The sequence below is a fragment of the Vreelandella sp. H-I2 genome, assembly GCF_052959335.1.
Genome location: NZ_JBRAMC010000008.1, coordinates 17,110 through 31,510 on the forward strand (window position 1 = coordinate 17,110; position 14,401 = coordinate 31,510).

Below are 14,401 nucleotides of genomic sequence, written 5' to 3' on the forward strand. Positions count from 1 at the left end.
GGTGGAGTCAGGTTTCGTTTTTTGCCTTTCGGCGCTCCATTTCACTGGTCAGGTAAAAACCCAACCGACGTACGGGGTCGGGTGGCATCCAGCTCGCCTTGCCAAATAGCGACGCAATATCCTCAACCGGCTGGCCGAGCGCATGACGAGCCAAGGCATCCCCCAGGAAGGTACCTTTGACGATACCGCCGCCATTACACCCCGCCGAAACATACAACCCGGGCTGGATCTCGCCCCAAAGTGGCGCACCGTTATAGGTCAGCCCGGTGGTGCCCCCCCAGACCTTGTCGAAGTGCACTGGAGCGAGCTCCGGGTAGCGGGCCTCAAGGCTCGCTTTCAGTTCGGCCTCGATACGGGCGTTATCGGCTTCGCGCTCATAGCTGTAACGCGAGCGGATCATCAAACGTCCGTCGGCGGTGGAGCGCAGCGTACAGCCTAAGCGGTGTGCGGGTAGCAGCCCCCAGGTCGTCGCGGCGATGCGTTGGCGCTCTGGCTCCGGCAAAGGCTCGGTAATGGCGGCGTAGGTATAAATCGCGGTTAGCCGCGAAGGGTCGGCACCCAAGGCCCTGGAAAAAGCGTTATTGGCCAAAATCACCTGCCCAGCCGTCACGCTGCCTTCGGGTGTAGTCACACGCCACTTTTTGCCTTCAGGCTTTATTTGAGTCGCGGGCGAGTGCTCATGCAGTTCGATTCCGGCTTCCAATGAATCCGCTAAACCCACAATCAATGCGGCGGGCTGGACGAGATAGCAGTCCGGCGAATAAATTCCCTGCGTGTAGTAGTGCGTACCGATTCGCTCAGCGAGTTGGCTACCGTTCAGACGCTGGTAGGAAAGCCCAGCAGCCTTCAGAAACGCCTCATACTGGTTCAAGGCACGCTGCCCTATGGCGCTACGGGCAGCGCGATAGGTGCCACTACGCTCGAGCTGGCAGTCAATGCCTAAACGTTCGACACGCTCGCGCAGTAACGCCATGGTTTGTCGGCTTAACGCGTTCAGCTTCTCCATGCGCTCAAGCTCTTCGGGGCGAGCATCGTTAGCCAGGGCAATTTCCAGCATAAAGCCGGAGTTGCGCCCTGGACTTCCTTCGCCTATCCGGTCAGCTTCGAGGATTTTGATGCGGTCATCAGGGCGCGCCTGCTGCCAGGCAGAGGCTGCCGCAAAGCCGGTGTAACCGGCGCCGATGATGACGACATCTGCCTCGGAGTGACCGCGTAGAGCGGGGCGCGGCTGGCGCTCGGCTAGCCAAGCGTTCCAGCCGCAAGGGCGCTGATGGGATGGGTGCGTCGTGTGTGGCATAGCGCGTTAATCCAGATACAGCAGGCCATGGGCCTGATTGACCATGGCGGCAACCTCTTCCTGCATGCCTTGGAGCACTTCCCGCTTGTGATCTGCCGTCATACGCGATTTGAGCATCGAACAGCTCATGGCACCCAAGGGGTGGCCACTATGGTCGAGAATAGGAATGGCCAGGCCGCTGTATTCCGGAAGCAGAGAACCTTCTACGCCCCGGGCGTAACCATGTTTCAGTTGATGGGCAATTTCGGCGTCGATGTCAGCGATGGCAATCGCGTATTCGTCTATTAGCCGCTCCGCGTTATGGCTGAGTATTTCGTTTCTTTCTTCCGCGCCGAGATACGCGAGCAAGGCAATCGACGCTTGTCCAACGCCTAGCGGCAAACGTCCCCCCGTCGCCCTAACGAAACTGCCCACCGGATAAGCACCGTTCTGTACCTCCAGGCAGACAGCATTGACGCCATCACGAGCGAACAGGTAGAAGCTGTCTCCCCAGCGCTGCGCCAGCGCCAGTAACCTTGGCCGGGCCAAATCACGCAACCCAGCACCATTTCCCGCTTGTGCACCAAGCACTAGCAACTCATAACCCAGTAGGTAGCGCCCACGAATAGGAGAAGATCGTAAAAATCCTTGCTGCTTAAGTCCTTTTAGTAATCGGTAAAGTGTTGGACGACTGAATTCTAGCTCATCAAGATAGTCATCGATGCTAGCTCCACGATGGCCGCCACGTGCAGTAATCTGCAATATCTGCATGGCATGACTCAATGTGGATGGTGTTTGGTGAGCATTACTGCCGCTTACAAGCATAGCGTGTGTCATTTTTTGTTTATGTGAGTTACAAAATAGCAAGACAACTTTATGAGTTCATCTCATTAAATGAGACATGCCATTTATTGGCAGTAACCTTTCCCCCAAAACCAACACCATGAACTTGATGAGATTTCCAGCTAATCTTGGTTAACGGAGATTTCACTATGAAAAAGGCACGCTATGCCGAAGAGCAGATCATTGGCGCTATAAGGAACATGTGGCAGGTGCCAAGGTGGACGACCTGTGCCGAAAGTTGGGCATTTCCAATGGCACCTTCTACAACTGGCGTAGCAAGTACGCTGGCCTTGAAATGAATGAAGCGAGCGCTTGCTGGCGCTTGAAACGGAAAATAATAAGCTGAAAAAGCTTTTGGCTGACAAGCTCCTGAAAGTTGAGGCCATGAAGGATGTCCTGTCAAAAAAGTGGTAACGCCTACAGCCAGAAAATCGGCTGCTCGACATCTGGTTGATTGCCACCAAATCAGAGAGCGTTCCGCCTGCCAACTTGTAAGCATTTCCCGAACGGCGTACCGGTACCAAGCTTAGGGTAACCAGAACGGGCTACACAACAGTCTGCTTATGGTTACCTGCTATTGTACGCGCTGTTAAAAGCGGAAGGCTTGGTCATTAATCGAAAGCACATGTCTCAAATTTATACTGAAGAAGGCCTACAAGTACGCATTAAACGGCGTAAAAAGCTCCATCGTTCACGGCGGCCCCTGGACACGCCTACAAGCGTCAATGAGCATTGGTCAATGGACTTCGTCTCTGACCAGCTAACGAATGGGCGACGTTTTCGGGTATGAATGTCGCGGACGATTTTTCACGAGAAATGGTGAGTCAGCTGGTCTCCGTATCGATTAGCGGACGTCAGGTGGCTCGGTTTCTAGAGCAGCTTTGCGAAGCAAGCCTCATAGCACTATTTGAAACGATGGTATCGAGTTTGCGAGTAAAGCGATGTTCATTTGGAGTAAAAAAACGGCAGTGACACGGGGATTAACCCAGTCGAGCAAGCCCACTCAGAATGCACCTATGGAGAGCTTAAACGGTAAGTTCCGATAGGACTGCTTAACCGTCACTGGTCTAGAACAATAGATGAGGCGAGAGCGGAAATTGATACGTGGCGAGACCATTACAATCACGTTCGCCCTCACAGCTCACTTAGTTATCTGCCGCCCGCTGAATATGCTCAAAGGGCGGCGCAATGTGGAGCATCTCATTGAGCCAATGGTACTAATTTAGGGGAAAGGTCAAAGTGCCATCCAGCTGGCTGCTCAAAAGCGACTTGAAGGCACGATAAACCGCGCACTTGACTACCTGTTCTGTACCTAAGGCATGACGAGACGGAGTTGCCTTAAGAACCCCACCGGCCTAGCTAAAAAATTGACACATGTATATTTGTAATACGACTTTAGCGCTCTTTCCAAACATGCAGAGCTTTATAAATTAATACAACTCACTGTTAAATATACAATTATATAAAAATAGCTCTAACTTCCACTAATTTAACAACAAATAAATGTTTGACAACATTACAAGCTGACACCTAATCTCCGAATACAAGATCAGTACTACCGACTCATAACAAGACAAGAGCGGGTAGCTACAGCAAACATGAAAAGGAGGGTTCTTGATGGCAGAACAAGAGGCGTCAAAGCGCGTCAAACAAGCTTTGCTGGGCGTATCGGGGGTGCACGTTACTCCTTATCACGCTGACGGCAGGATCAATAACGGTTTGCTAGCGGAGGTCATTGACGGCATCACTAATGCCGGTGTGCAAAACATCGTCACTGGCGGCAATACTGGCGAGTTTTATGCTTTAACACTCAGTGAAATCGAAAATATTTACAATGTAGCTGTTAGTAGCGTGTCAGGCAGAGCCATCGTGACAGCTGGTGTAGGCCGTAGTGTTCATGAAGCGGTTCAACTTACTCAAGCTGCCGAAAAGGCAGGGGTAGATGCCGTAATGGTTCATCAGCCACCAGATCCTTTCGCGTCACCCCGCATGCTCTACAACTATATAGAAGAGATTTCGCGCAATACCGACCTGCCAGTCATCGCCTATGCTCGCAACCCAGGTCTCACGCCAGAGCACTTTATAAAGTTAAGCGAAATCGACAATGTAGTGGCTGTTAAATATGCCGTGCCGGATCCATTACGCTTGGCCGAATGCATCCGCGCTACCAGAGGTTCCTCCCTGCAATGGATCTGTGGACTAGCTGAGAGTTGGGCATTGCCTTTTTATGCCTATGGTGCACGGGGATTCACGTCAGGGCTTGTCAATATAAATGCACAACTTTCTATGCATTTTTATCAAGCCCTGGAACAAGCTAACTGGAAAGAAGCACGGAGTTTAGTAGAGAAAATAGCTAGCTTCGAAGAGATGCGGACTTTAGAGCAGAACGGTACGAACGTGACTGTAGTAAAAGACGCAATGAGATTAAACGGAATGGATGTAGGACCTGTAAGGCCTCCTGGAGTCGATCGGTTAGATGACAAAAACTTGCAGGGCCTGCAACAGATTTTGGACCAATGGAAGCAGCAATAGTCGCAATATATCCCTAGCCAAGCAACAATAAAAATGGAGTCAACATGCCAACTACAAAATTAACAAAAAGTATGATTACAGCCTTGGGCACCCTGACATTAGCATCAAGCGTGTCAGCGGCTGACTTTCCGATGCGAGACATAAGACTAATCGTACCGTGGCCTGCGGGAGGAGGTACCGACGCGATAGCGCGAAAAACTAGCAACCTCGCCGAAGAACAGTTACCTGTATCAATCTATGCAGAAAATATTTCTGGAGCAGTTAGCGCAACTGGGCTAATGCAAATGATTCAGTCTCGTCCAGACGGCCATACATTAGGCGTTTTAACCTACGATAGCGTAATTACTGTCCCCCGTAGTGAGCTAGTTCCTGGATATGATCTCGACAAGATGGCATTTATTGCTCGCCTGACCCAAGAGTCGGATGCGCTTGTCGTATCATCACGCTCAGGTTTCACAAGTTTCGATGAGCTTATCAATGCCGCAAAGGAGAACCCCGGCGAGATTCGCATCGGGGTTATGCCTGAGGGATCGGGTCCCTACCTTGCGGCTCGACGCATCGAGATGGCTACTGGCGCGGACTTCAACATCATTACCTATCCAGGTGCAGCTGCCGAAGAATCAGAAGCCATGCTATCGGGTGAAATAGATGCCGCTATTGCAAGCCTCGGGGATTTTGCAGGACTGATCGAATCAGGAGATGTTCTAGGCGTAGCCGAGCTTTCTTCAGAGCAAAATCCCTCTTACCCAGACGTGCCTCCCATTAGTGAACTGGGGCATGAGTTAGAGTCGGGCAGCTTTGTCGTTCTTGCCACCCCAGATGGTACGCCTGACGATTCCATTGAAATACTAGAGGATGCCTATAAACAAGCCTTTGAAAGCGATGAGTTCCAACAGTGGGTGGCTCAGGTTGGTGTAACACCTAGTTGGCTGGGCTCTTCAGAAGTAGAGAGCTGGCTAAAGGAACGGCAATCTGAAACCTATTCGCTGATGGACGAGCTCGGACTATAAGTTCGGGTGACACACCGCACCTCCTCAGGGGTAACCCTGGGGTTACGGTCGAGGACAAGGCTATGTCATTCATACCTGTAACTAAATCAAAGAGGCTTGTTTTCCCTCTTTTCCTATTGGCGTTTTCGCTTACTTACTTAATCTCTTCCATATCACTAGGTGTACCGTTGAACAATGGTCGCTTAACACCTTCATTTTTTCCTCTTCTCCTGGGGGGAACCTCTACGGCTTTTACACTTATGCTTCTTGTTCGTACGGTAAGACAAGAGAGAAATGAGGAAGGAACGGACTCGCCCCAGAAGGAAGCGGAGACAAGAAACATAGATAAATTTCTTCCTCTGTTGGTTATTGCCGCTACAGTTGCCTATACCCTTCTCTTTCCTATTATGGGTTACTTTTTATCCTCACTGCTTTATGTATTCTCTGTTGTCATAATTTTCTCTGACCTGAACAAACTGGTCACTAAGTTCATGCTAACAATAGCTGTAGTATTTTTAGGATACCTACTCTTTGAGCAAGTGTTCCGTGTTCGGCTACCGGCATTATGGGGATAATTGATGGACTTCATATTACTTGTTATTAGTAGCTTCGGGCTGCTATTAAACCCGGTTACACTTACTTATGTAGTCCTAGGGTTTCTGATAGGAACTATATTTGCTGCCATCCCAGGCCTCACTGCCACACTGGCCTTGGCGCTGCTGCTTCCACTGACTTATAGTCTAGATGTCACTACTGCTCTAATGGCATGTGCCAGCATATATATGGCGGGTATGTGTGGTGGGAGCATTACCGCAACAACAATTAATATACCGGGTGCTCCCTCGTCGATGATGACAGCACTTGAAGGCTACCCAATGCAGCAACGTGGACAAGGAGCCTTGGCTCTTGGTCATGCCGCGCTTGGCTCTATGGTGGGTGGTGGTCTGGGCGCCGTATTACTGATTATCCTTGCTCCCTTCATTGCGAAGGCATCGTTATTGGTACAGACACCTGGCAAGTTTTCCTTGATTGCCTTTGCGTTGATAGTCGTCGTGGTTGCGCAGCGCGGAAAAATAACCAAGGCAGCGATTGCCGCCTGTTTTGGGCTTATGCTGGCTACCATCGGTTTAGACTCCATGGTTCCCGTTGCCCGTTTAACATTCGGTGTACCTGCGCTGACGGCTGGCATCGACCTTATGCCAGTCATCATTGGGACTTTTGCAATTAGCGAAATACTGATACAGGCTGGCTCCATAGCCGAGCACCGTAGGATGTCAAAGGAAATACTCAAAGCACCCCCCATTAAACGGCGAGACTTTATCCCACCATTATCTTCCGTCCGTGAGATTGGCCTATGGTGCTACCTAAAATCTTCAGCCATCGGCTACCTTGTGGGTACGCTGCCTGGTGCTGGCGGATCGATGGGCAGCTTTCTCGCCTATGTCGAAGCTGTACGAACTTCAAAAAAACCAGAGAGTTTCGGAAAAGGTAATCCTAAAGGCATCGCGGCTGCAGAAAGCGCCAACAATGCGGTTTGTGGCGGTGCGTTTGTCCCTATGCTGACATTTGGCATCCCTGGTGATCCTATCACCGCTATCGTATTGGGTGTGCTAGTTATCAATGGTATCCAGCCAGGCCCCCAATTACTGGCCGATCAAGCAGTGCTGGTTGCTCCGATGCTTGCCTCCTTGCTCTTTAGCGCTGTGATTCTCATCCCTCTAACCCTGTTCTTGCTGGGGCCATATTTCATTAGGATCGTCTCTATACGTAAAGATGTGCTTTACGGCTCCATTGCCCTTCTCGCTGTTGTTGGCAGCTACGTAGCGACTTACTCAGTTTTCCAGATGTATTTAGCGCTGGTGTTAGGCATCTTAGCCTACTTCCTTAGAAAGAACGGCTTCCCTGTCATTACGCTACTTCTAGGTTTCATCCTAGGGCCTAATCTGGAAGATTTCTTGAGGCGCTCGTTAACGCTGTCGAATGGCAATCCGCTTACTTTTATCACGAGTCTTGATAGCCTGTTCTTTATATTACTAACATTATTTTTCGTTTACTTTCTCGCCATCAGGAAACCTATGGAAAATCCTGCGGCTTCCATTAAATCCAGTTGATAACGATTGAGTGCTTATGATGGCTGTCTTGGAGGCATCACCGAAGCGGGAAAAACTCGCTGACCAACTTTATGGCATGCTTACGCAAGCTATTATTGACGGTAATTACAAGAAAGGCGGAAAGTTGCCTTCTGAAAAAAAGATTTGCGAAATGTATTCTGTTTCGCGCCCTGTGGTAAGAGAGGCGCTTATGCGCCTCCAAGCCGACGGGATCGTCGTTTCACGCCAAGGGTCGGGGTCTTATATTCAGCACATCCCTCCTGCAGGACTTACGCAGTACGCAGATGCCGGTGACATTTCCATACTTCTCAAGAGCTATGAGGTTCGTATCGCTTTGGAGTGCGAGTCTAGTTCATTAGCCGCTATGAGGCGTAGTGATAAGCAGCTGGTACAGCTCCATCAAGCCTTAACTAAGATGGAAGAAGATATTCTTCAAGGGCGAATCGCTACTGCCTCAGACTTCCAATTTCATATGGTTATTGCCCAGTCCACCGGCAACGACATGTTTCCTGAAATCCTCCAATCCATACACTTTAGTGTTGAAAAGGCCATGACCATGGCTTTAAGCATTACCAGGAGTGCTAGCCAAGAAAGGATACAAAAGGTTTTGAATGAGCATCGCGTTATCTACGATGCTATCAAGCAAAAAGACCCAGAGGGGGCACGATTAGCCATGCGCCACCATATTAGCTGTGTCCGCCAGCGTGTCACCGATAACTTGAGTGACGCATGAGTCATCCCGGGGTTCAAAAACTCCAGCGACGAGTTACACAATTTATCTCCCCGCTGCTAACAGGTCTTTCTTTAGCCATGGTGCTGGAACGTAGACCATGGACGTGATCATAAGTTGGGTAACTCCTGGCTCCTAGGAGCCAGGGATTTCCTGCAGCGCAAAAAACATACAACATTAGGAGAACTCGCATGTTTCAGTCTAGCAACCCCCAACCTCGCAGCGGTGGTCAAACTCTTGTCGACCAGCTGCTCATACATGGCGCTAATTGCGCATACTGTGTACCAGGCGAAAGCTACCTTGAAGTTCTGGACGCGCTGCATAATGTACGTGATCGTTTCACTCTCTATAACGCCCGGCATGAAGCTGGTGCGGCTAACATGGCGGAAGCTTATGGCAAGCTGACCGGCAAACCGGGTATCTGTATGGTGACACGGGGGCCTGGAGCATGCCATGCATCCATCGGGGTCCACATCGCTTATCAGGATTCAACACCAATGATCCTGCTGATCGGCCAGGTTGACCGGCCGTCGATAGATCGCGAAGCCTTCCAGGAGATTGATTACGGTCAAATGTTCAGCGGCATAGCGAAATGGGTCGCTCAGATCAATGATGCGACGCGGATACCAGAATATTTGGCCCGTGCTTTTCGCGTTGCCACGTCGGGCCGCCCTGGCCCCGTGGTGCTAGCCCTACCGGAAGACATGCTGACCGATGTTGTAGAGGTTATGGATGCCCCTCCCTATACATCGACCCTCCCAGATGCATCATCGGCTGCCATCGAAAAAATACGGTCTCTTTTAACGACAGCTCAACGTCCTTTAATGCTTGTAGGTGGTAGCGGATGGAGCGACGAAGCGTGCAGGAACATTACCCGATTCGCTGAAGCTAACGGTGTGCCAGTGGCTTGTTCTTTTCGCCGACAAGATATCGTAGATAATCACTCAGAGGTCTATATCGGCGATTTCGGCACGGCCGGCCCGCCACAACTTGTCAGGCGTATTAAGGAAGCAGACGTGCTTTTGGTCGTGGGGGCTCGCCTCGGGGAAATAACAACTAAGACGTATACGACCCTAGGTTCGCCAGCACCGCAGCAACGCCTGATCCACATCCATACCGATGCCGATGAAATAGGCCGTGTTTACAGCCCTGAGCTCGGACTTGCCATTGCTCCAGAGAATTTTGCTCGCGCAGTGGCCGATTGCCAATGGGTCGATTCACAACGCTGGCATGAATGGCTAAGTGCAGCACGTAAGGACTACCTTGACGACACTAAAGCGCCTGCGTATGAAGGTGAGCTTGATATGGCTCAAGCGCTGATTGACGTTCAGGAAGTTATGCCAACAGACTTTATCGTCACTCTCGATGCGGGCAATCATACCGGCTGGGGACAGCGCTTCTTGCGTTATGGGCGCCCTGGCAGGCAGGTAGGCTCGACCTGCGGTGCGATGGGCTATTCCGTACCCGCGGCCGTTGCTGCTTCGCTACTTTTTCCGGAAAAGGTAGTGCTCTCTTTCGTTGGAGATGGTGGTTTCATGATGAGCGGTCAGGAAATTGCCACCGCCATACAACACGGCGGTAAGCCAATTATCCTGCTCTTCAATAACGGTAGTTACGGTACCATCCGTATGCACCAAGAACGCGAACATCCCGAGCGAGTAGTAGGCACAGATCTCGTAAACCCTGACTTTACCGGTATGGCAAGATCGCTTGGCTTACATGCTGAAACCGTCACTCAGACAGAGGATTTCAGGCCAGCACTAGAGCGCGCCATCGCCGCTAATCGCCCCGCGCTGATCGAACTTAAAACCGATCCTGAGCTGATCTCAACCCGCACAACCATTAATACTCTGCGCAATGATGCGCATAGGCGTAACAAAACGTCTAATTAATCGTCTGTCTGCAGCCCGTAAAATAAGGAGAAAACCATGTTCGTCGACCTTCGCACCTACACTATGTTCCCTGGCCGCCTTAACACTTTCTTAGACCTTTACGAGCGTGAAGGCCTACCGATACAGAAAAAGCACTTGGGGGAGCCGCTTGGCTATTTTATTACCGAGACAGGTACATTAAACCAAGTGGTTCATATATGGGGCTATGAAAGTGCTGCGGATCGGGAGCGCCGCCGACAAGCGATGGAGAGTGATCCTGACTGGATTGCCTATCGGCGTAAAAGCGCAGAAGCCGGTAATGTACAGCATCAAACCAATAAGCTGCTGCGATCAGCAAGCTTTTCACCGATGTGACCATTAACCAAGACAAGCAGCTGATATATGACTTACGGGCATTACTCTCAAATAAGGGAGATTGGCTCTAGGCGCACCGATTGCGAAGCGCCTAAGCATGTTTGTTTAACACTATCGGCAACTAACTACGATCACGTTAGAGGTAATCATGTACCCAGATGTTCAGCTTTTTATCAATGGCGAGTGGTGTAGTGCGATAGCCGGCAAGACGATTCCAGTGATTAACCCGGCGACAGAGGAGACGATTGGCCATATCGCTCATGCCGAGAAAGATGATCTCGATTTAGCGATCAACGCCGCAGAGCAAGGTTTTAACACTTGGAAGGCAACTCCACCATTTGAGCGCAGCAAAGTGATGCGCAATGCCGCTGAGCTGTTACGCGAGCGTGTTGATCAGATTGCCCTAATCATGACCACTGAGCAGGGCAAGCCGTTGGCGCAGGCGCGTATTGAAACGCTAGCGGCAGCCGATACCATCGACTGGTTCGCAGAGGAAGCGCGTCGCACCTATGGGCAAGTCATCCCTTCGCGGCAAGACAATGTGCAGCAATTGGCAGTAAAAATACCAGTTGGACCGGTTGCGGCCTTTACACCTTGGAATTTTCCAATCAACCAGGTGGTTCGTAAACTCTCCGCTGCGTTGGCGGCGGGCTGCTCCATCATCGTCAAGGCGCCTGAAGAGACCCCTGCGGCTCCCGCCGAGCTGATCCGTGCCTATGCTGATGCTGGTGTGCCAGCAGGCGTGGTCAACCTTGTCTACGGAGTACCCGCCGAAATTTCGGAGTATCTGATTTCGCATCCCTCCATTCGAAAAATCTCGTTCACTGGCTCAACCGTGGTCGGCAAGCATCTTGCGGCGTTAGCGGGCCAGCATATGAAAAAGGCAACGATGGAGCTTGGCGGTCACGCGCCGGTAATTATCTTTGAAGATGCCGATCTTGATGCTGCCGCTAAGCAGCTTGCTGGCGCCAAGTTCCGCAACGCCGGTCAGGTATGCATCGCGCCGACACGCTTTCTCATCCAAAAAAGCGTCTACGAAAGCTTTATTGATAAGTTCGTTACCGCTGCTAGCAAAATCATTGTAGGCAATGGCCTCAAAGAAAATACGACTATGGGGCCGATGGCGCACCAACGAGGACTCGAGTCGCTCGAACGCTTCGTGAGTGACGCAGTAGAGAAAGGCGCCAAGGTTCGTCTCGGTGGCAAGCGCCTTGAAGGTAAAGGTTTTTTCTTCGAGCCCACCGTCCTTACCGAGGTCCCAATTGATGCCAGCGCAATGAGTGAAGAACCTTTTGGTCCACTGGCACTGATGGTACCTTTCTCGACATATGAAGAGGCAGTTGTAGAAGCTAACCGATTGCCTTATGGGCTTGCCGCTTACGCCTATACACGCTCTAACGCAACTGCAATGGCACTGGGACGTGATATCGAAAGCGGCATGTTGACGATCAACCACATAGGCTTCGGTCTGCCTGAAACGCCATTTGGTGGGGTGAAAGACTCGGGCTACGGTACCGAAGGCGGCAGCGAGGCAATCGACGCATATCTTGATACGCGCTTCATCTCACAATCCGGGGCATGAACAACTTGTCCGCTCGTTCCCAAACGGGGACGTGCGGACATTTTCGTATTTACTTATGGGGTGTTCTTAGAGTCTTCTGTTGCTCAGCCAGATAGTCGACAAATAGCTCAAAGTACAACGAATTAGTCCCACCAAGGCTCATAGGGCTTGGTTACCCGATTCAGCATCTATCATGCTGTCTCGATGCGTTGCGGTACATGCCAACTTAACGGCCAGATATATGAAAGCTATCTGCCCCCTTTCTTCAGCCTGATGCCTTGCAAGCCCCAGGAGGCCATATATGCACTTATTGTTTGAATTCAGGTTGTAACAATTTGATTGTGTCGTTCATTATCTAAACCCTACCCAGGATCAAGTTTTAATATCGTTGAGAATTATAACTTGCTCTCAAGCTCCGGCAGGATCTCAAACAGATCACCGACCAGGCCGTAATCAGCGACCTGGAAGATTGGCGCTTCGTCGTCTTTGTTGATTGCGACGATCACCTTGGAGTCTTTCATGCCCGCCAGGTGCTGGATGGCACCGGAGATACCTACGGCGATATACAGATCCGGGGCGACGATTTTACCCGTTTGGCCGACCTGCATATCGTTGGGGACAAAGCCTGCGTCTACCGCCGCACGCGAGGCACCAATGGCGGCACCCAGCTTGTCAGCAATGCCGTCGAGCAGTTTGAAGTTCTCGCCGTTGCCCATACCGCGGCCGCCGGAGATCACCACCTTGGCGCCGCCCAGCTCGGGACGATCCGATGCTGCCAGCTCTTCTTTAACAAAGCTGGACTGGCTGTTTTCCACCACGGTGTCGACGGCTGCTATCGTGGCACTGCCAGTGTCGCTGACCGCATCAAAGCCGGTGGTACGAATGGTAATGACTTTTAGCGCGTCGTCGCTTTTCACCGTGGCAATGGCGCTACCGGCGTAGATCGGACGCAGAAAGGTGACGTCGCTTTCCACCCCAAGTACATCCGACAGCTGGCTAACGTCTTTTAGCGCGGCTAACCGCGGCAGTACGTTTTTGCCGGTGGTGGAGGCGCTAGCGAGCACGTGGGTGTAATCACCGGCAAGCTCGACCAGCAGCGCGCCCATGGGCTCGGCCAGTTGGTGGGCGTAAACGGCGTTATCGGCGACGCGCACTTTACTCACGCCATTAAGCTTGGCGGCAGCGTCGGCTGCGGCTTGAACGCCTTCACCGGCCACCAGAACGTCAATATCGCCACCACTGTTTTGCAGAATCAGTTTCGCGGCGGCCACGACGTGGGCCGTGGCGCCCGCCAGTTGGCCTTCGTGTAGATCAGCAAGTACCAGAATGCTCATGGAATTCACTCCTTTCAAAGTACTTGTCTTAAAGAACTTTGGCTTCGTTTTTAAGTTTGTCGATCAGCTCGTCGACCGAGGCGATTTTGATACCGCCCTTGCGCTCGGCTGGGGATTCGACTTTCAGCAGGCTGACCTTGGAGGCCACCTCGACGCCGTAATCGGCGGGGCTTTTCACATCCAGCGGCTTTTTCTTGGCCTTCATGATGTCCGGCAGTTTAGCGTAGCGCGGCTCGTTAAGGCGTAGGTCGGTGGTGACAATCGCCGGCAGCGTCAGTGCGATGGTCTGCAGACCGCCGTCGATTTCACGAGTGACGTTCACTTTGTCCCCGTCCACCTCAACTTCTGAGGCAAATGTGCCCTGGGGCAGACCAGTGAGTGCCGCGAGCATCTGGCCGGTCTGGTTGTTATCGGTGTCGATCGCCTGCTTGCCGAGAACGACCAGGCCGGGCTGCTCTTCTTCAACCACTTTGGCCAGCAGCTTAGCGACGGCCAGGGATTCAGCGCGCTCGTCGGTTTCGATATGAATGGCCCGATCGGCACCCAGCGCCAGCGCGGTACGCAGCTGCTCTTGGGCGGCTTTGGGGCCAACGGTGACGGCGACCACTTCGGTAGCAGTGCCCCTCTCTTTCAAGCGCACCGCTTCTTCCACGGCAATTTCGCAGAACGGGTTCATGGCCATTTTGACGTTGGTAAGATCGACGTCCGAGTGATCCGCTTTAACGCGGATTTTGACGTTATAGTCGATGACGCGTTTAACCGCGACGAGTACTTTCATG

General features: G+C 51.7%; 12 protein-coding genes and 1 pseudogene. 9 read left to right on the forward strand and 4 right to left on the reverse strand.

Annotated elements, in window-relative coordinates:
* Window positions 1-7 precede the first annotated feature (7 nt).
* Window positions 8-1,297, reverse strand: a complete 1,290-nt coding sequence (locus ACUVOF_RS18315) for an NAD(P)/FAD-dependent oxidoreductase (protein ID WP_447045702.1) — start codon at window positions 1,295-1,297, stop codon at window positions 8-10.
* Window positions 1,298-1,303: 6 nt separating this feature from the next.
* On the reverse strand, window positions 1,304-2,047 hold the full coding sequence (locus tag ACUVOF_RS18320) for an IclR family transcriptional regulator (RefSeq protein ID WP_447045703.1): 744 nt from the start codon (window positions 2,045-2,047) through the stop codon (window positions 1,304-1,306).
* Window positions 2,048-2,268: 221 nt separating this feature from the next.
* Between ACUVOF_RS18320 and ACUVOF_RS18325 the strand changes: the two are divergent.
* From ACUVOF_RS18325 to ACUVOF_RS18365, 9 genes and pseudogenes are all read left to right on the forward strand, one after another.
* A pseudogene (locus ACUVOF_RS18325) lies at window positions 2,269-3,326 on the forward strand (IS3 family transposase).
* 410 nt (window positions 3,327-3,736) lie between these two features.
* On the forward strand, window positions 3,737-4,651 hold the full coding sequence (locus tag ACUVOF_RS18330; protein ID WP_447045704.1) for a dihydrodipicolinate synthase family protein: 915 nt from the start codon (window positions 3,737-3,739) through the stop codon (window positions 4,649-4,651).
* Window positions 4,652-4,695: 44 nt separating this feature from the next.
* On the forward strand, window positions 4,696-5,661 hold the full coding sequence (locus tag ACUVOF_RS18335) for a Bug family tripartite tricarboxylate transporter substrate binding protein (RefSeq protein WP_447045705.1): 966 nt from the start codon (window positions 4,696-4,698) through the stop codon (window positions 5,659-5,661).
* Between the two features lie 62 nt (window positions 5,662-5,723).
* Entirely contained in the window at window positions 5,724-6,215 is a 492-nt protein-coding gene (locus ACUVOF_RS18340; protein ID WP_447045706.1) for a tripartite tricarboxylate transporter TctB family protein, read from the forward strand.
* Window positions 6,216-6,218: 3 nt separating this feature from the next.
* On the forward strand, window positions 6,219-7,751 hold the full coding sequence (locus tag ACUVOF_RS18345; protein ID WP_447045707.1) for a tripartite tricarboxylate transporter permease: 1,533 nt from the start codon (window positions 6,219-6,221) through the stop codon (window positions 7,749-7,751).
* A 16-nt stretch (window positions 7,752-7,767) separates the two neighbouring features.
* Window positions 7,768-8,484, forward strand: a complete 717-nt coding sequence (locus ACUVOF_RS18350) for a FadR/GntR family transcriptional regulator (RefSeq protein ID WP_447045708.1) — start codon at window positions 7,768-7,770, stop codon at window positions 8,482-8,484.
* 188 nt (window positions 8,485-8,672) lie between these two features.
* Window positions 8,673-10,373: a thiamine pyrophosphate-binding protein gene (locus ACUVOF_RS18355; RefSeq protein WP_447045709.1), complete on the forward strand. Its 1,701-nt coding sequence runs from the start codon at window positions 8,673-8,675 to the stop codon at window positions 10,371-10,373.
* A 36-nt stretch (window positions 10,374-10,409) separates the two neighbouring features.
* Window positions 10,410-10,727: an NIPSNAP family protein gene (locus tag ACUVOF_RS18360; RefSeq protein ID WP_127061122.1), complete on the forward strand. Its 318-nt coding sequence runs from the start codon at window positions 10,410-10,412 to the stop codon at window positions 10,725-10,727.
* A gap of 148 nt (window positions 10,728-10,875) precedes the next feature.
* Window positions 10,876-12,309 (forward strand): NAD-dependent succinate-semialdehyde dehydrogenase, encoded by a 1,434-nt coding sequence (locus tag ACUVOF_RS18365; RefSeq protein WP_447045710.1) that lies wholly within the window; start codon window positions 10,876-10,878, stop codon window positions 12,307-12,309.
* 374 nt (window positions 12,310-12,683) lie between these two features.
* On the opposite strand, the gene ACUVOF_RS18370 is transcribed toward ACUVOF_RS18365, so the two are convergent.
* Together ACUVOF_RS18370 and ACUVOF_RS18375 are read right to left on the reverse strand one after the other, a co-directional pair.
* Complete coding sequence (locus ACUVOF_RS18370) at window positions 12,684-13,622, reverse strand: electron transfer flavoprotein subunit alpha/FixB family protein (protein ID WP_447045711.1); 939 nt, start codon at window positions 13,620-13,622, stop codon at window positions 12,684-12,686.
* 28 nt (window positions 13,623-13,650) lie between these two features.
* Window positions 13,651-14,400, reverse strand: coding sequence for an electron transfer flavoprotein subunit beta/FixA family protein (locus tag ACUVOF_RS18375; protein WP_447045712.1), 750 nt, complete (start codon window positions 14,398-14,400; stop codon window positions 13,651-13,653).
* Window position 14,401: the final 1 nt, after the last annotated feature.